The sequence below is a fragment of the Proteiniphilum sp. genome, from assembly GCF_034927365.1.
GTDB lineage: Bacteria > Bacteroidota > Bacteroidia > Bacteroidales > Dysgonomonadaceae > Proteiniphilum.
This window is the reverse complement of record NZ_JAYFQD010000007.1, coordinates 471,016-490,827: the sequence shown is the minus strand read 5'-3', so window position 1 is coordinate 490,827 and position 19,812 is coordinate 471,016. Positions and strand designations below refer to the sequence as shown.

At 46.1% G+C, this 19,812-nt stretch carries 12 protein-coding genes; 1 reads left to right on the top strand and 11 read right to left on the bottom strand.

Translation table 11 applies throughout. The annotated features are described in order from the left end of the window. The first annotated feature begins 266 nt into the window (after nucleotides 1-266). Nucleotides 267-1,760 carry an ATP-binding cassette domain-containing protein gene (locus tag VB073_RS05530; RefSeq protein ID WP_323403142.1) on the top strand — a complete coding sequence of 498 codons (1,494 nt, stop codon included), beginning with the start codon at nucleotides 267-269 and terminating at the stop codon, nucleotides 1,758-1,760. Nucleotides 1,761-1,844: 84 nt separating this feature from the next. Here VB073_RS05530 and VB073_RS05525 read toward each other — a convergent pair whose 3' ends face one another. The 11 genes from VB073_RS05525 to VB073_RS05475 all read right to left on the bottom strand — a co-directional run bounded on the left by VB073_RS05525 (nucleotide 1,845) and on the right by VB073_RS05475 (nucleotide 19,794). Next, on the bottom strand, nucleotides 1,845-2,693 hold the full coding sequence (locus VB073_RS05525) for a sugar phosphate isomerase/epimerase family protein (protein WP_323403141.1): 849 nt from the start codon (nucleotides 2,691-2,693) through the stop codon (nucleotides 1,845-1,847). A 172-nt stretch (nucleotides 2,694-2,865) separates the two neighbouring features. Further along, nucleotides 2,866-4,224, bottom strand: coding sequence for a Gfo/Idh/MocA family oxidoreductase (locus VB073_RS05520; protein ID WP_323403140.1), 1,359 nt, complete (start codon nucleotides 4,222-4,224; stop codon nucleotides 2,866-2,868). A 57-nt stretch (nucleotides 4,225-4,281) separates the two neighbouring features. Beyond that, nucleotides 4,282-5,373: an alkaline phosphatase gene (locus tag VB073_RS05515; protein ID WP_323403139.1), complete on the bottom strand. Its 1,092-nt coding sequence runs from the start codon at nucleotides 5,371-5,373 to the stop codon at nucleotides 4,282-4,284. Nucleotides 5,374-5,421: 48 nt separating this feature from the next. After that, entirely contained in the window at nucleotides 5,422-6,777 is a 1,356-nt protein-coding gene (locus tag VB073_RS05510; protein ID WP_323403138.1) for a PhoPQ-activated pathogenicity-related family protein, read from the bottom strand. 13 nt (nucleotides 6,778-6,790) lie between these two features. Continuing rightward, nucleotides 6,791-8,413, bottom strand: a complete 1,623-nt coding sequence (locus VB073_RS05505; RefSeq protein WP_323403137.1) for a ribulokinase — start codon at nucleotides 8,411-8,413, stop codon at nucleotides 6,791-6,793. 6 nt (nucleotides 8,414-8,419) lie between these two features. Beyond that, nucleotides 8,420-9,868 carry a sugar MFS transporter gene (locus tag VB073_RS05500; RefSeq protein WP_323403136.1) on the bottom strand — a complete coding sequence of 483 codons (1,449 nt, stop codon included), beginning with the start codon at nucleotides 9,866-9,868 and terminating at the stop codon, nucleotides 8,420-8,422. A gap of 151 nt (nucleotides 9,869-10,019) precedes the next feature. Further along, nucleotides 10,020-11,282, bottom strand: coding sequence for a DUF6786 family protein (locus tag VB073_RS05495; RefSeq protein ID WP_323403135.1), 1,263 nt, complete (start codon nucleotides 11,280-11,282; stop codon nucleotides 10,020-10,022). Between the two features lie 22 nt (nucleotides 11,283-11,304). Further along, nucleotides 11,305-13,323 (bottom strand): hypothetical protein, encoded by a 2,019-nt coding sequence (locus tag VB073_RS05490; protein ID WP_323403134.1) that lies wholly within the window; start codon nucleotides 13,321-13,323, stop codon nucleotides 11,305-11,307. Nucleotides 13,324-13,407: 84 nt separating this feature from the next. Beyond that, on the bottom strand, nucleotides 13,408-15,348 hold the full coding sequence (locus tag VB073_RS05485; protein ID WP_323403133.1) for a glycoside hydrolase family 172 protein: 1,941 nt from the start codon (nucleotides 15,346-15,348) through the stop codon (nucleotides 13,408-13,410). Between the two features lie 70 nt (nucleotides 15,349-15,418). Further along, nucleotides 15,419-16,585: a glycoside hydrolase family 172 protein gene (locus VB073_RS05480; protein WP_416349499.1), complete on the bottom strand. Its 1,167-nt coding sequence runs from the start codon at nucleotides 16,583-16,585 to the stop codon at nucleotides 15,419-15,421. Nucleotides 16,586-16,755: 170 nt separating this feature from the next. Further along, the gene (locus VB073_RS05475) at nucleotides 16,756-19,794 is read right to left on the bottom strand and encodes a GH116 family glycosyl hydrolase (protein WP_323403132.1); all 3,039 of its coding nucleotides are present in this window, start codon (nucleotides 19,792-19,794) and stop codon (nucleotides 16,756-16,758) included. Nucleotides 19,795-19,812 lie beyond the last annotated feature (18 nt).

Below are 19,812 nucleotides of genomic sequence, written 5' to 3'. Positions count from 1 at the left end.
CCTTATCCGTACCCTCGAAAAGGGTCTTCTGCTCGCTGGAAACATAATTCGTACCCCAAAACGACTTTCCTCCTACCGGAGGACATAATCAGCACTCGCCAACACCACACATGTGGGTTCGATATAATAAAAGCAGATAAATAGTAGGATTATAGCGAAAAAAATACCTATTTTTAAGTTGTTGAAAAGATAAATTGGTCATGGCTTAGGTCGATCACGTTATGTAAGTAAATAGTTTCACACCCCAACAAAACAGCATAAAAGGTATGTCTCATTGTATTACACTTCAGAATGTCGTTCCAAGGATGCCCGAATCCCCTTTCACCCAACCTATCAACTGGGATATCAACCGTGGCGAGGTATGGAGTATTGTAGGGCGGAACGGAAGTGGAAAATCATTATTATCGAACCTGATTTGTGGAAAGATAGCCATTCAGTCGGGTAATATCCGTTATCATCTTCTGGAAGAACCGGATGCCAAAATGGATGGTCGATTGCCCTCTCAACAGATCAGGAAGATCGAGTTCAATGCCGCCTATTCACTGCTCGACTATCGCAAGCTGTTTTACCAGCAACGATTCAATAACTCTGAAAATGAAGAGATACCACTGGTGAGTGAATTATTGCCGCTGGAAAAAATATCGGAAGAAAATCGACTTATATTCAACACCTTCCATATCTTCGACCTGATGGACCGGAAGTTTATCCATCTATCCAGTGGAGAATTGCGAAAATTCCTTATTGCGAGGGTATTGCTTGACAACCCGAAAATGTTGATCTTCGATAATCCCTTTATCGGTCTGGATGAGGCATCGCGCAATGCACTCAACGAGATGTTTCTCTTTCTCCTCCATCAATGCCATATCCAGTTGCTCATCCTTGCCCCTTCCGTTGATGATCTTCCTGCCTGCACAACGCATATCCTGGAGATGAAGGACTGCATGATCAATTATCGGGGTGAGAAGTCGGATTTTATCCCGGAGAGGCTACCCGGCGACGGCTCCAAGCACGACAATTCCGGTTCAGGAATCCGGTCCGAAATCGACTGGCACGATTTCACACTCGAGGAGCGCTCTTCCGAAAGTGACGAGTTGGTATCGATGAACCATGTGGCAATTGCCTATGGAGATCGGATCATCCAGAAGGATGTGAACTGGATCATCCAAAAGAGTGAGAAATGGGCATTGCTGGGGCCCAACGGCTCCGGTAAGTCGACCCTGCTCAGCTATATCTTTGCCGACAATCCGCAGGCTTATGCCAAAAACATACGCCTCTTTGGGCGGAAAAGAGGGACAGGCGAAAGCATCTGGGATATCAAAAGGCGTATTGGATTCAGTTCTTCAGAATTACACCTCTATTACAGGGAAAATGTAACCTGCACAGCGGTGGTCGCCTCCGGTTTTTTCGACAGTATCGGGTTATATCGCAAGTGTAACCCACAACAAACGCTTCTGGCGGAGAAACTATTGAAAATACTACAAATAGACCATCTGAAAGAGAGGCCATTCCTGAAAGTCTCCTCTGGCGAACAGCGGTTGCTCTTCTTCGCGCGGGCGTTGATCAAAAATCCGGAGTTGCTGATCCTCGACGAGCCTTTTCACGGATTAGACCAATATAACAAAGCACGGTGCACCGCCATCGTCGAGTCTTTTGCACACCAGCCCGGAAAGTCTCTGATTTATGTGACCCACCGGAGAGAAGAAATCCCCGATTGCATCGATCACTTTATGATCCTCCAACAGTATGAAAGGATCTCTTGATTTCATTTGTTTTCAAAAGAAAACCGTGCGGCAGACAAACACTCCTTTTTTACCTTATTTCATTATCCAAAATTCTGTGATCCACTACAGCGACCGGAACTGTTCCTGCATATAGGAGAGCGCCGGATAAATCTCATGAGGCAAATCGTTCCACCTGCATTCGATAGAGACACACCCTTTATAGCCGATCTCTTTCAATGCCCTGAAATAGGGTCTGAAATCATCACCCTTAGTGCCGGGAGAGGTACGTTCTTCCCGTTCGGCAATATGACAATGACGGATACATTTGGCATACTTCACTATTTCCATGGCGGGTTCATTTTCCCGCATCATATGGTATATATCACACAGTAACTGCAGATTCGGATGATTGACCGCCTCCACGATCCGTGCACCTTCCTCCAGAGAATTGATCAGATTGGTTTCCACCCTGTTTAAAGGTTCAATAACTACCGTTACATTGTACTTCCCGGCCAATGGTGCAACCTGTTTACAAAAATCAATGAATTGTTGCGTTGCCTCCTCCTTACTGAAATTCTCCGGTACATGACGGGCCTTACCGCTTCCAAAAACAATGTAGGGGATATTTAGCATACCCGCCCTACGCAGCGCAGTCTCAGCCCATTCCAATGCTTCATCCTGTTTGGTTTCAGGACCCACGAGCGGCAAACTACCCGGAATAAAACTGGTACAGGATATAATCTTGGCATCATATTCCTTTATTTCATCCAGATTTTTCTGAAATTCATCATCAGCCTTATCCGGCATCAGGTACGACACATTCGACTCGACATAACTGTATCCTGCCGTTTTGAGCAACGGATAATTAGCTATACTTGTACATACAGCAAACTCCGGCTCATAAGGATCCGAAGAAAATGCCATGACAAGCATAAGGATTGCCAGCACTATACTGTAATGAAAAGATCTCATAGGCAAATTTTTAGGAACTAAGACAAAAGAATCAAGACACAAAACTTTTTTAATGGACAATTGACAATTGACAATGATTTCGCCACTTCCAACTTCTAATTTCTTATTTCCGACTTCTTAATTTTCACCGACTTCCAAGTCTTGGTTCTTGAATCTTGGCTCTTGGTTCTATTCAATACTTAAACACTTTGCCTCCCGCCAAAATCTGTTTCTTTGCCGGATCGTATACAGCCCTCATGCCTGTCCTGAAAGCGGCATTAGCCATCACGCAGGCGATAGCATGGCTATGTCCTGCCTCCACAGGGCAGTTGGTCGCCACATTCTTCGCCCTCACGCATTCCATCCAGTTGCGCATATGGGCTGAAGTAAGAGGATCACCTCCGGTATTGGCTCCCGATTCCACGGTAACACTCGGCAATGTGAATTTTTCAAGACGGTTGGCCTTCAGTCCCATTGCAGAGGCCTCACGTTCAGTCAATCCACCTTCGGGAGTAATCTCGTTGGTATCCAGGTTCAACATTCCACCGTTCGAATAATAGAGTTCTTTTGTACCTCCGGCAGAATTGCTGAAACGGGAGGAATAAGTTACCTGAAAACCCTTGCTATCATCATCCAATGGCCCGTAATCGAATACCGATGTCAACGTATCGGCATTGGTACGCCCATCTTTCCACAGGTAAATCCCTCCGTTGGAAACCACACTACGCGGGTAAGCCAATCCAGTGAACCAGTGTACCGTATCGATCTGGTGACACATCCACTGTCCCGGTATACCCGACGAATAGGGCCAGAAGAGACGGTATTCGAGGTATTTGCGCGGGTCCCACGCCACTTTGGGCCGGTTCATCAGATAGCGGTTCCAGTCCACATCGCTCTCCCTGATAGAGGCACACAAATCGGGTCTGCGCCAACGGCCCGGCTGGTTCACGTTCCAGCACATCTCGGCGATCACGATATCACCGAATTTTCCGGATTGGATATAATCATGGGCGGCATGGTAATTCGCACCGCTACGGCGCTGTGAGCCTATCTGCACCACAATACCGCTTTCCTTACACGCTTTTAACGCTGCATTGGCATCATCCATGGTTTCCGCAAACGGTTTCTCGCAATAGGCATCCTTACCCGCTCTGGCTGCTTCCACCAGGTGCAATGCATGCTGGAAATCGGCCGTACTGATAATAACCGCATCGATATCGTTCCGCTCATACAACTCTTCATTATTACGGCACAGGGCGACATCCCATCCCGTTTTCTCCTTGATATAGGCTTTTCCCTCTTCGCGACGGCGACTCCATATATCGGACAAGGCGACCAGCTCAAAATTCAACTCCTTGGCATGGTCCATAAAACTGGGTAGGAGCGAACCTCTGAACCTATCGGAAAAACCCACAACCCCGACACGAATCTTATCGTTTGCACCGCGCATATGGGCATAGCTCCTGGCACTCAATTCAAAACCCTTACTCCCTATGGCCATGGCAGCTACGCCAGCCGATACTTTTTTGATAAAATGCCTTCTATTTTCCATCTATACTATCCTCACGATTAATAAAATTATTACAGGTATAACAATAACTCTAATCCATTACTTATCAAATCCGTACAGCTTCAGAATCTTAGCGAGGATATCGATATTCTCATATATTCCCGCGAATTCGGCAGCACCGGCTCCATATACAAACACGGGGACCATCACCGAAGTATGCCCCTTTGAACCATATTTGGCTTCTACTTTTCCGGACGACAAGTCTCCGCCGGTAAGCGACATCCCCCCTGTCTCATGGTCTGCCGTGACAATCACCAACGTATTCGGATCCTGATCGGCATAATCGAAAGCTACCTTAATGGCCCGGTCGAAATCCAGCATCTCTTGAATGGTCGCTTTCTCATCGTTGGAATGGCATGCCCAATCGATTTGCGAGCCTTCCACCATCAGACAGAATCCTTTATTATTGTTTTTCAATAGGTTGATAGCAGCCTGCACACTTTCGGGAAGGAACTCCCCCCTTTCGGGATATGGAGCAGGGTGTTCGTCGGCTACAAGTCCGGCCAGTTTCCCTGAAGAGACTTTCCTGACATCCTCCATATTGAATGCAAGCTGAAAACCTCTTGCCTTCAATTTTTCCAGCAGGTTCTCCTTATCTTTACGGTCATCGAAATACTTTTTTCCTCCACCGATAAAAAGAGTGAGGTCGGAATTTACAAAATCCACCGCGATCTCTTCCTGCATGTTACGACTCGGTTGATGGGCGACGAATGACGCCGGCGTAGCATGGGTAACGGCGCAACTGGCCACCACTCCGGTCGAAAAACCATTCTCTGCAGCATGCTCAAGAAACGATTTCACAGGATTTCCCTCAGGATCCACCCCTATGGCACCATTCTTGGTTTTGGTTCCACATGCGATGGCGGTACCCCCGGCAGCCGAGTCCGTTATATAACTATCTGCAGAATAAGTCTTGGAGAATCCCACAAACTGGCATCTTTCGAGATTGAGTGTTCCCCTGTTTGCCGTCATCCCGGCATACACCTGGCTCACGCCCATCCCGTCACCAATCATAATAATAACATTCTTTACCTTCGGGGGCTTCTCTGTCCCGTTTCTATCAGCTGAAACCAGCCATTGAACACAAAAAAGGGACACAATAAAAAGTGACAATCGTATTATTTTCATCATATTATATCTTTATCTGCCAAAGATAAACAATTAATGAAAATAATACCTTTAATCCACGAATACTTTTTTGTGGTCGGAGACAAATGTCCGTGTACTTACCGTAAACTCATTTCCATGCGGATCTTTATAGACCAGATCTACATAAAAGGCCTGAAAGCCGCTTTTCGGGTATTTTATCCTTACATCTGCCACAGGACTGACTCCTTCTTTGATTACTATATCACTCTTCGTCCATGTCGCCTTACGGAAATCCCTGCTGTCGGAGACCGATTTCCACAGGATCGCTCCTACCAGATTATCCGGAGAACCTTCCACCCTGAGATCGATATTTTTTCCTTTCTCCGCCAGATTCCACTCACAAACAGGATAATCCGCCTTTTGCAACATACAGGCAAAGAATGCGCTGAGCGCACCAAAAGCCTGGACTTTATCCCCCAGACCGTGACCGGCATTGGGCACGTAATGCAACAGGTTATGCCCGGGGATATCATTGATATAATGCTTCACCGCATCCACCGTCCAATAAGGATCGTTGGTGCCCATAATAATCATTTTGGGCAGCGTCAGTCTCTTCCGATAAGAGTAGGGGTCTATCATCTGCACTACAGCACTTCCAAATTCGCTATGGATCGCCTGCGGGATCTCCAGGTTCACATAATCCTGGATCTCTTCACTGTATTCTCCATAGAGTTGTTTCTGATAATCGAGGGTGACAGGCATATTCAGCATATCGATCACCATAGGAGCAATAGCTTCCACCCGCGGATCCTGAAGGGCACCGGTAAGCCAACTGGTCCATCCCCTCTTCGATGCTCCAGAGACCAGGAAACGGTTTACTTGCCGGTCCAGTAGTTGCGATGCAAATTCCTGCACTGCATCCATTGCCTTGTAGGCCGTCTTGGTCATCGGGAACAACAACGGCCAAGAGTAATCCTTGTCTTTCCTGAACTTATTCAGTGTATAGGAGATCAATGCATCCTCTTTCAGGCCGTCGTACAAGGGTTGATTGGGTACCTGCTTCAACAGGCACACAAGGGCTTTATTACGGTTGGCCAAGGCTGATAGAAACATAAACAGGCCATCACTCTCGTTCGCGAATTTCGGTATTCCGTCATTTACCGACCCTCCATCCACAAACAAAAGCGCTCCATCCTGTTCTACCGATTCCGGTACGAAAATAAGCAGTTCATGTTTCCACAGGATCCCCTGCCATTTCTGGGAAATGAATAGCAAAGAATAGGCCTTTGCCTGATCCAGTTCATAGCTATGGCGCACTTCCCATCCCCACGTCGGATCACCATTATGCACATAAGCATCCAATGCCGTCCCGGGTGTCATCGGCTGCTGTGCATAACCAATAACAAGCCCTACATAGAACACTAAAGTGAACAGTAATTTCTTCATACCATCAATTATATTAATTCAGACTATTCCCTAAAGCTCTGTATTTGGCGTATAAGATATCATAGGTATCCCGGTTTTCGGGACGTGGAACATACACCGTTTTATAACCCTGTCCCATCGACTCCAGTGCATGCTCCATCGTGTCGAAGACTCCTGCAGAAACGGCAGCACATATCGCCGATCCCAATGCTCCCGCCTGCTGGGCGACAGCCACCTTGATGGGTACTCCCATGATGTCGGAAAGCATCTGCATTACATAGGGTGATTTCAACGAGATACCCCCCACGCCGATCACCTCATTCACTTGCACACCTTCCTTTTCAAGATGCTCCATGATGGCACGCGAACCAAAAGCGGTAGCTTCCACCAGACTCTTAAATATTTGTGCCGGGGTGGTGGCAAGGGTGATACCGGATATAGCACCCTTGAGAGTGAGATCGGCAAATGGTGTACGGCGTCCATTCAACCAGTCGACGGCTACCGGATCCGATTCCGTTATCGGCAATTTCTGTGCTTCATCAGTCAGTTTTGACAATATCAGTGATGCCGCCTCAACATGCTGCGCTTCAGGCAACAGCTTCAATGGCCACAAAAGCACCTCTTTCCACCAGGCATATACATCGCCAAAAGCCGACTGACCCGCCTCCAGTCCAATCAGGCCCGGGATAACCGATCCGTCTACCTGGCCGCTGATACCCGGAATCTGTTTTCCGGCGATATCCTCTTTCGGGGCGACCACAATATCGCAGGTGGAAGTACCGACGATCTTCACCATGCTATTGGCGGTGATACCCGCACCGATGGCACCGGCATGTGCATCGATGATGCCGACGGCCACATCCACATTTCGGGGCAATCCGAGGCGTTTAGCCCACTCTTCGGTCAGTTTCCCGGCAGAGATATCACTCGTATATGTTTCATTCGACAGACGGGCTGCAAATCCCTCAAAAGAGGGATCAAGCGCAGATAGGAACTCCTGCGACGGATAACCGCCCCATTCCGCTGCCCACATACCTTTGTGCCCGGCAGCACAGCGGCTCCGTTTCACCGCTTCCGGCCGCAGGTTGCCTGTCAACAATGCCGGCATCCAGTCGCAATGCTCGATCACCGAGCAAGCCTTCGTCCGCACTTTCTCATTGGCTCTCAGTACATGCAGTGCTTTGGCCCAGAACCATTCCGAAGAATAAATACCACCGGATCGTGAAGTATAATCGATCTCCCAGCCATATGCCAGTTGATTGATCTCGTCGGCCTCACGTATGGAAGTATGATCTTTCCAGAGGATAAACATCGCATCGGGATCTTCGGCATATTCAGGCAGCAATGCCAGCGGAGTACCGTCACAGTCCGTCAGGCAAGGAGTACTGCCGGTTGTATCTATCCCCAAGGCGACAATATTGTTCACCTGATCGTGCGGTAATTGTGCCAATAACGCATGAATCGCCTCTTCCATCGAATCGATATAATCCTGCGGATGTTGGCGGTAACGGTTGTTGGAAGGATCACAGTACAAACCTTTCTTCCAGCGGGGGTAGTTGGAAATCGCTCCCCCCAGCTCTTTGCCCGAGGTTGTATCTACCGCAATCGCACGGCATGAATCGGTACCATAATCGATACCTATGACTAATCTATTCATATCTTTTTATTTTCCGTTGCCCAGCTTCTTGCTGCGCGCTATGGTTAAACTGTAGTAAGTAATGATAATAAAGGCGATGGCAGGTACCCAATATGCGAATTTAATACTACCTACCTGATCGGAAAGTATGCCCTGCATCTGTGTGAGTAATGCCGCACCGGCAATAGCCATTACCATACCCGAGCCGGCAATCTTCGTATCATCCCCCAGTCCCCTCATACCAAGGCCATAAATTGTGGGGAACATAGCCGACATGCAGCCGGAAATACCCATCAAGGCATACACACCGATAAATCCTTCGCCGTAGATAGTCAAAAATGAACAGATCACGGCAAGAATACCCAGCCCCGATAATATATTCACCGGACGGGTGTATTTCATCAGCCAGGTGCATATAAACCGTCCCAGAACGAAGAGCACTAATGAAAGAACGTAGTAGGTGGCTGCTGCCTGTTCAGCCGTACGAGGCAGCATTGCATCCAACCCAAGGAATTCACACAAGGCATAAAAGCCCCCCGCTACCGGTTCTACATGGCGCAGTGCTCCAATAATGGCGTCCTGTGAAGGATTGGCTCCCAGAGTTACAATAACGGAGTCAAAATCGAGCTGGTGCATGGCATAGCGGATCATGAACGACCAGACAGCAATCTGTGCACCCACATAGAAAAACTGTGCGATTACTCCCCAAATATAGTTTTTATTCTTCCTTAATCTCCCCCATGTTGCTTTCAGATTCAGGCTCTTATCATCATCCTGTGCTTTCGGCATTTTGGTAAAGATGATCAAAAGCAGTACCACCAGCATCACCACTCCCAGAATCAGATAAGCCATAGTGACGGCGTTCAACTCACCATTCTGGATGGTAGTCAGTTCCGACTCACTCAGGTGTGCACGTTCGCCGGCTGTCAGCGTATTCAACTGTGACAGTACAAATATCTGGCTTGCCAGTGCACCCGCCAATGCACCGAAAGGATTGAATGATTGGGAGAAATTCAATCTGCGGGTAGCTGTCGTCGGATCGCCCAGCGCATAGACATAAGCATTGGTAGAGGTCTCCAGTACCGATAATCCGGCAAACATCACGAAAATGGCGAAGAGATAGGTGGCGAAACTCAGCGGTGAACTGATATTGTTTACCAACATAGCCGGATAAAAGAGGATCGATCCTACGATACATAACAGAAGTCCCATCTGTACCCCTGATTTAAAAGTACGTTTCTTGATATAGATGGCGCCAGGAAGCGCAAAGAATCCATAACCAAGAAGATAACAGACGACCTGTATCCATGCCGTCTCCGTATCGGTCAGGCTCATGATACGTTTGAATGCCGCCAGCATAGTGTCGGTCATATTATTGGGTACCGCCCAGATAAAAAAGAGCGAAGTAAGAAGAATAAAAGGGAACAGGATCCCGGCAGGGATCAATCGATGCTTTTCTACATTATTTGTGTTCATATTTATTTAGAATCAAGAGCCAAGAATCAAGAGCCAAGAAAACAGGTATCAATCTTCAAAAGATAGATTTTTACTTTTATTCCCAGTTCCTTTCTTGCTTTATATTATTACGTAAGAATTATGATATTTATAAGCCTCGGGGAAGACTGGGTCAAAAGATATTCCTGACTTTCTCCAGTGATACGCCCAGCACTTTCTCCGCGATAGGGGAGAGGATTTCTTCCTCACCTGTGAAATGGAAGACGTTGTGTTTGTGAGACAACGACTCTCCCGGTTTCAGGAAGGCAGCAGGAGAACAGCTCTCGAGTTCCAGAAAAGGCCCCATAATGGTTCCATCTTCCAGAGGACCATCGTTATAGGCATTCAAGGCGTCTCCCACCAGCGGTTCTTTATCAGGATTCCATTCCTGATTGAGATAGGTAGCCTCAGGATCGGCATTGAATGTGACGATAGTCAGCCGCTTGGCAAGAGGATCGTAATTCCCTGCAATCGATTTGGTGCGCTTTGCGTTCATCCCCAGTTTACCTCTTGACTTTCCATCGGTTTTGAAAAAGAGGATCCCATTATCGTCCTTCAAACGGTCTGCAGGAATTTCACCGAAATAATCGGATGTCGCCACCTTACCTAATTCTTTCTCATCACCGGTATTATAAGGAATCACGGTAACGGCCGCATCGGATGGATTGATCATATCGAGCATCCAGATACAGACAGTTCCCGTCTCTGGTGTCCACTCGAAGTCATTGCCGTTGATAATCCTGTTTTCCGTTACATAGGCTACCGCATTTACACCTTCCGGGATCTCTACCTGTAACTTATTGCCTATCTCACCGGAAGAAAGCAGCGAAACCTTACGCTCTATTGCAATACTCAGGATATTCCCCAAATAGTTTTTTTGTTCCATCTGCTTGAAAAAAACAGCTTCCTTTGCTGTCACACTGCTTACCTGCCATTCTTCGATATCAATGGCTTTGGGTGTATGCCAGTTATCATAGACCTGCTCTGCTCCCGGTTCAAAGTAAACAGAATATTTTCCTCCTTCCGGACCGAGCCATAAGCGATCCTCTCCGCCGAAGCCGTTCATATGTTCATCCACTACCCCTTTATCAAAGAAGTTGTAATTGACAAATCCGTGGCTATTGCCTTCCGGCCCATTGGCGGTAGAGGTAAATACTTTACCCTGATACTTTCCGGACACTATTACCTGTGCCTTTTCATCATCCGATTTCAGCACAATCAATTCCCCATCTTTTTCGGACAAATACTCCAGATCATATCCGAAAGTTCCCTTTTGATATTCCTTTTCCATGTTTTCTGTTGTTTTCCTGTTACCTGTGCAGGAGAGCAAAATAGCACCTCCGATCATAACAGGCAACAAAATGCGATAGACTTGTTTTAATTCTATTTTATTCATCTCCTTATTTGTCTATTTAAATTTATTTGATTTTTCCGAACTTGTCGAAAATACGGTTATAGGCCTCTGCTGCAGCCCCGTTTCCCCAATCATATATTGTAAATTCACCCATTCCCTCGCCTTCGGGACTGGTACGTCCCCCATGACCATAGTTCTCCATCATAAAACCATAGTCTTTCTCTCCGAAAAAGGGGTAGACTTTTTCCCACTGCGCTTTGGTGACAGGATTGAAAGGACTGTACATCATCACAAAGGATGCTTTCAATGCAGCCCATCCTCTCTCACTATACTCATCACTATCCAATAATTTACCGTATTGCAGGATCAACTCGGAAAAGAGGCTTTGGCGGGAGTCATTCCACTCGGCATCAGCATTCAACACTCCGAAGCCACCGAGTACATTCACATACATATAGGGTGGTTGCCATGATGCCTGGGTCATCAGCATCTCATCGAGGGTACGTTGCCCCTGCTCCAGGTATCGCTTCTCCTTAGTCAGCCGATATGCCTCGAAAAGTGCTTCCGCCGTCCAGAACATCGAGAAATTATTTTGTTTATACATGTTATTGCGGGAGAACTTTTTTCCGACCATATCACCGCCATAACGTGAACAGGACCAGTAGGTCTCAAAATCTTCCCATCTACCCGCAGGAATGATATCACGGATAACTGCTTCAATGGCTTTGAGTGCGGCTTCTTTATATTCCTGTTTTTCTGTCAGTTCATAGAGTTTCAGAAGAAAGGTAACCGACATGGAAGTTTCGGGCGAATTATTCAATTGGTCCATCGGTTGCAATGTGTGCAAGTCGAGCCATCCCGGAAAAAAGCCATCTTCCGACTGGAGACCAAGCAGCGATACAGCATATTCCTCTGCATAATGCAACAATCGTACATCCTTCTCAAGCTCGTCATACCAGCGAAGCATCAACAGTGCCGTCCAACTCATATCAAGAATATGGAAGGGCGATTCGATCGGATTCCAGGTATAGGGATTACGGTTTGAATTTCCCCAATAATGGGTATCCCACCCTTTACTACGGTAATATTTTCTGCCGTCAATCTCCACTTCGTGCATTTCTGTACCGATCAAACCGTAAAAAAAGCCATCCTTTTGCGGGTAGGAGAGTGCCAGTTCCTTCGTGAGCAACGCTTTTTCCTTTAATTGCTCATTGTTTGTCCTCCTGGCATAACGGTACAATCCAGCGGCAGAGCGCAGGGAACTGAACCAGGCCTGGTTCCATACCGAGCGGAATTCCCGCTCATTGACTTCTCCCGGGTAATTGGGGCTCTGGGTGACATTCACGATGAACACCGGCGAACCCACTTTTTTTCCATCCAGTGAAAACTCCTGCCACACATTCTCCGCCCAACTATTGAAAGCCCAGCTGTAGGTATGCTCCACATACCGTTCCAAGTCCGAATTTACCGGATTTCCTGCCTGATACAGATCATGTCCCCATCGGCTCCAGAGAAAATCGAGCGGTTTCCTGAAAGGATTTTTCAGTGACGCTTCATCGTTGTGCACCATCAGATAAAAGCCGATCTCCATTTCACCCGCCGGATATTCTGCCCCGGGTTCCCGCATAAACAGCACATGATCATCGACCTTACTGTTGCTCATTCCTAATACCAGCTTATTGTCTTCAGCATCCATATCGAGATACCACCTTACAGGGGTTCCCTTTTTCATGATGCCCAGATCGGGGATAAGGGTTATCACCTGCCGGTCATCGGCCATGATCAGTACCGGGGAACGGAACACATGCTGATCAATGATATGACGGTTGGTAGGTGTAAGATGAGGTGCCCAGTGAAAGGAGGGGATAAAACCCGGTGTGATCGCCACCTGCCAGTCGTCCTGCCGGACAATCTGATCAGATGAGAAACTAAGTTGTATATAGAAGCAATTATCGTCAATGACCTTGATTGTACTAGTTCCTTTCTCTCCACCTAACAGGTCGTACTCAATCTTTTCAACGGCATTCCTGAGCGGCTTGGGTACTTTCAACACTACCTTATGAGATTGATCCTCCGACTTCATATCCTTTGATTGAACGCAAGAGGAAGCCATCACTAAGCCAAATACTATATAAATAACCCTTTTTATCATCTTCTCATCAACAAATCAATATATTCTTTCAAGAATAATCAAATTGAGTTCGAACTGATCGGCTTTCCCATTGTTCCTCACATGGAAAGTGACGGAGTTTGTCTGGGGTGTGAGCTGTATATCCCCCACATACACATTTTCCTTAAAGGACTCTTTGCCGGCTCTGGTCGATATCCATTCCGAAAGCTGCTTCTGACGCTGCCATACCTGGAAATCGGCGCCATTCGGCTTTTCGTGGTAGTTAACCAATACCCTGTATTTTCCTTCGGGTACATCGGTAAGTATCACTCTGACGGCACCCTGTCCAAAACAAGTAAGCATCAGCCCTCTGTCAAGGATCGCCTGTATTCCCCTGTCAAGGGTTATCTCCATCAACTGAGGGAAATAGATATGCTTTTCAGGAAAGTAAACCTCTCTCAAATCCGCGATCGGCTCCATACGCTCCTTCAATGGCTGCTCAGCATAGAAAAATGCCACCGAAGTATAATCCACCGGGAAATTATTAGCCACCTCTCCATGTTCCATGCCATGATAGATCTCTTTTTCGAAAGAGATTTTATCCGAAAGGAAGAAGCGGTAACCTCCGGTACGTGCCATCGGTAAGGAGTAATCGAGTGAACCGTGGATTGGCATGCTGATTCCTCTGTCCCAACGGTCGAGCAACGCATACCATCCTCCGTTATAATAATCTTCCGAACCGGTACCGTGCATACGCATTTTTCCATCCACATAGGTACTATCATCTCCCTCGAAGAAAAGGGTCATACCCGGGCGCAAGCCCTGTGCCTGGTGGACGGTTCCAATATAATGCCCCTTCCCTTTGGTTTCCATAAAAGTATAAAACTGTTCCGGTTCAGGCTTTTCCCTTCTCCAGACAGCGTAGAACTTACCCTCTTCCTTTCCCTTCCTAGCGTTATCGTTATAATAGACTTTCACGGTTACCGGAATAGCATTCTGTTGTACTCCTTCCCTCTTCCCATAAATCAATTTCATCGAAGCCGAACGGTCAAAAGGCATGGGCAGATAGCAGTAATTGGAAGTCCCCTGTCGCCCCATCACGATGCTTCGCATGGCAGGCTTTCCGTAGGCGTAACCGAAGAAATCGGCCAAAGGTGCATGAATGGCCTCTATTTGTTCATTATCCCATTTGGCAGAAAGGATCATGTCCTTATAAATCCCTTCAAACGCAGTACCACCATCAATCTCAAAACCGACGATACGACCCGCAGTTTTTTTATCGAAGAAAGCGACCTCTTCACCCGGCTCAATAGTGAATGATTTCTCTTCGGTACGGATATTGGTCGATAATCCCAAGGCATAGCGGTCTACAGTGGGTGATATATCAGCCCACACATTACTCACCTCTGCCAATAGTTCCCGGTCTGATGCACTGAAATTACCGGTCCAGCTTTCTACTTTCATTCCCGGAAGTTTACGGTATTGAATTTGGTGAAACATAATCTGCTCTCCCTTGAACACGATCTTCAATGATTTTGCAAATGGAATAGGGATATAGCAGTAATATCCTCCTATTTCGTTACCACAAACCGGCTTTATGAAAGGTTCAACCTCTCCCGAAAAAAGATCCATAAAACGTATCTTCAGGCGTGGTACACGTTCTCCATCGAAGTAAAACAATAATGTATCATTCGTTGGAGTAGGGGTCCATATCCGGTTTACCACACCCGGTCCTTCGAATTCAGCCAGCACCAGTCCCTCTTTCTCCTTACGGATAAAAGAATAAGTGCCATTGAATCCGTCGTTATTCCCACCCGTACGGTCGTAACTCGACTCCTGTTCCATCAGTTGATTCTCCCGATAGGCAGGTAACCGGTCCACTCTCTTTAAAAGTTCCAATTCATCACTCCACCGATAGGTCTGGTTCTGGCTGTTTACCTGAAAAACTGCTGCAATGCATATTGCTGATAATAAAAGCTTGATAGAATTATTTTTCATTTTTTATTTATATATCTAACTATCGGATTTGTCAAGCCGATAAATTTATTCTGTTATAAATTGTATATGATCAGTTTATTTCTAACTCTTGCCATGAAGGAAATTTTGGAAACGGAGCATGGGGCTCTTTCTGATACCAGAAAGTTGTGGAGGAGATATCCGATTGTTGTGGCAGATAACGATGCCCATGCCTCCATCCCAGATCCTGGATCGTGATTCTCAGGTCTTTCTTAAACCGTATCGGATCCATTACATGCCAACGGTACAATCCAAATCTTTGTCCTGATCTGTAGGTGATATCAGGGGGTAATACCTGTACCAAACCCGCATAAGGTGTTGTAAAAGTTATATATCTCCCATTGCGGTCGAAGTTATACGATCCACAGAAATAATCTTCAGTACCGGTTCCGATAATAGTGGGGAATTGCTTGTCGCCATCCATGAAGAATTTAATCTCTCCTTCGCCCCACCAGCCATTATTATTCACCTGCCAGGCCATGTAAACACCTACATAATGTCCTTCACCCTTTATTCCGTCAATAATAGTGTAATCGGATGTTTTATTCACTTTTGTGCGACGGAATTGCGCATGGAAATAGGCTGCATCGTCGGGCACATCTGTCAATGTATAGTCGACCTGATAATAGAGATTCATCGGCAGTTCATCATTGATATTGGTCATAGTGATCCTGCACTTTTTACGGAACGGCATCACCCAGTAGCAGTTGAATGCACTTCCAGGGTTGACGGTTACCGGCAGGGAATTCAGAGGAGCATATTCGTTCCAGCCCATACCGAAGAAATCACCCACCGGCGCCTCCACCGATGGTTCGGTTTCATCATCCCAATAGATACGGATAATGGAAAAGCGCCAGTTACCTGTGGGTGTCATCCATATATGCTGAATAGCACCGGGACCATCAATTTCCGCCATGGTAAAGGTTTCACCGGGATTGATCGTCACAAACGGATTCACTTTCCAACCCTGCCCCAAGTCGCGGGCGGGGGTTGTGGCATTGGCGGTATTACGGGGTGCATTGGTGTCGGGCAGAGCCATTCCCCCTTTCCCTTTTTCTCCGGTAAAATTTTCAGGGCTGATAGAGCGGGACTCAGCATTAGAAAGACGGTAAAGATTACCCATATTCATATCCAGGCCGTTGAAATCACGGTTTTGTGCTTGAACTAAAGTACCTGTTACCCAAATAAGCATTGCATAAAAAAATCTGTTTAGACGCATAATGGTTGTCGTTTTATGATAATGATAAATTATTATTTACGGTATAGAATCCTCACTTTTGCCAACATATCCCAAACTATGACGGAATAAATTACCAATATTTAGCAAATATAGAATTTCTTCCTCACTTACAGCATGATTTATCCGAATTATATGATCAATTTGCTTTCTCATGAAACATTAATCTCTTTACCACTAATATTATACCTATTCACTTCGATTGTTCCATACACCACATTCAGGTTTGGTTTACCCGCATTATATGCTACTGTACCGAATCCTGATTCAGTACTTATAAAACAGGTGAAATCGCCAATCTGAGAATTGATATGCAGTGTTTTCTCTACAGTATCATAATAAATGCCGGTCAATCCCTGTAACAACCCGTAACTTGCCATTGCCCTGGCATACCAATGGCCACATTCATACTCGTTAAATGGATTTCGTACTGAACCGTCGTACCTGTCACGACAAACACGCACTATTTCCAATCCCTTTTCTACTTCTCCTTTCAACATCAAATGACTTGCCACTTGGTATTCAATACCGGTCCACACCTCGTTACTATACACAAACGGCAGAGATAGAGCACCTCCTTTCGGCCATGAACAGAGCAACAAACCTCCATCTTCACCACAAGCATAAGTCGGCCGTTGGGGATTATAATGATCGAGTAGTGTTGTTTTTAGATTATATTTATGTACAGCCTTCAGATGACTGGTAACCATATTATTGTCCACAGTCTCCGGAAGTCCGCACACAGAGGCGATCCACATCCCTAAAATTCCATCTGAAAGACAACCGGTACCATACTGATATTTGGGACCCTCTTTCTGCAATAAAGCGATTGCCTCTTCTGAATAAGCGCCTCCAAAGGATTGTACATTTACCGGGTTAGGGGCTTCCAGCCCTTCCCATTGAATCTTCTGAATAAAGTATTCTCCGTCGAAGAGGTTATCCTCCATATATTTTTTACCTTTTGCCAGTAAAACCTGATACTCTTTATAAGGCTCTTTCAATGCCTTGCTCATCTCGATAAAAGCGGTAAGCGCACCCAGATAGAAACTGGTACACATCCCGTCAGGGCCCCAGAATTCAATATCATAAGTATTATGATGGGGTTCCTCGAGACATCCTTTCTTTTTGGGATCCCAAGTGCGTATACAATAATCGAGACTTTTCTTCACGTAAGGATAGAGGGATTTCATCCATGCTGTATCTCCACTGATCCTCCAATCCCGGTACACTTTCATGATTCCTCCCAATTGTCCGTCTGCTGCAGCATGAAAACTATGATCAGTCGGAGTGATGGGGATATTGGTCCTGAAATTCTGATGTCCTTTATCATCCTGGCTCACTTTGAATTCCGTCTCACGCAATGTGCGTTCCAAAGCCGGGAAAAGATGCGGAATAGCCTGTGCATAGTTCCATACATGGGTGCAGCTCCCATGGCAGCAGCCCGAATCATCATTACATCCCTCCCATGCCCAGAGCCGTCCATCGAATACACGTAGGACGGTCGGTGATTTCAAAATGGTCAGGTTGGCAGCCACCGCTTCCAGCACCTCGGCTGGCAGAGTAGATTCATAAAAAGAACGGGTAAACAGTTCAGAATTTTTCCGCAGGAGTGCCACATTCTCATTCCAATATTGTACTACACTGTCCAGACTATCAAAACGGTTGGCATACCAAGGGCGGTAATAGGAGTTCTCAGGATTTGAGAGCCCCATCACTTCGGGTTCAATAATTTCCCAGCCATCTGAATAATCATTTTCAAAATCGGCCAACACGATTGCTCCGGAAGAAGGGGAGGAGAGGTTCTCGTCGTGACGGTCAGTTAACACAAACTGGTCGGCAAGGATATGTCCCCATGCCGATGTATCGAGATCAATAATTTTCAGTCGTCCGGTTTTTCCGACATATTTTTTTAAATCCCAGATTACCTCGGTCAACTGCTCTGTATTATTTCCAGTAGCAATCTCGACAATCTGATCATCTATCAATAAGTTGACGGAGGTCTTATCTTTCTTATTGCCCCCTCCCACTAAGAATTTAAGATACCTTTTGCTGATGGTAAATCCGTGAGAGACCAATATTCCTATCTGTCCATCCCCATTTGGATCAAAACTGTTCAGTAAGCCTTCTCCGGCATAACCCGACACCGTCTGCTGATTCTGCACCGGTCGTTTTGTTGCTTTGCCGGTGAATGCCGGACCGGTTACGATTTGTTGCCCTATAGATAAATCCGATTTGGGAAGATACCAGCAGAAATTGACTTTCACTATTTTTTCTTCATCTGGATTCAATTTGATCGGCAGATAGACAGATGCGCCGGGAGAGACTCCTTGAATGGGTGGGTTTTCAATAATCTTTGTATTCCTGATATTATCCCAAAGGATCGTTTGAGAATCAAACCACCCACCCCTGAACCAGCAATGATCGGTCACGGCGTGATCATCATCGAGGTAAATGGCAAATCCTCCCACACCATTATCACTACCAATCCCCGATTTGGTCATCCTGAAACCATTCTTCTGTTTGGATATAGATCCTTTTTCGTCCACAAAATTACGGGTGTTATATGAGAAGACGGCTTCAATCACACTGTTCGATTTATTCTTAAAGGAATATTCCAGTACACCCACCGGAAGACTTGAGTTATTCTCATCAGTGGGGATAAAGGGACTCCAACCGGTAATTTTTACATCCATTGGAATATCTTTATCTTCCAAAGATATAATTCCAAAGGGGAAACGAGCTAAAAAAGAGCCTTTCTCAAACCTCGGTAATCCGTAACTCCTGTTTCCCAAACCATTTCCACTACCACGGGGACCGAACAACTTCCAGGTAGGTACGGTTGACTCCAGCACTTTTGCTCCATTCTCTATCCCCTTAACGCTGATTGCTGCAAAGGCATAAGGTGTATTATATATTTCAGGACGATTGTTGACAGACAAATGTGAAATGGCTCCAGTTCCCTCCAGACAAAACATACCGGCACCAATGCCTCCAATCGGAAAAGCAAGCTTACTTAAATATTCGTTGCTATACTCGCTATTATAGCTTCGACTTGTCCTCTCAAACTGAAAATTCAAACTTTCGGGATTATTATGCTTTAACAAACTATCTGCCGACATGAAACCGGGAACATTTGATGCTGCAATGGTACCCAAACCTATTTTCTTGATAAACGATCTACGATTGGTCATTTGTTTTTGTCTTATAAG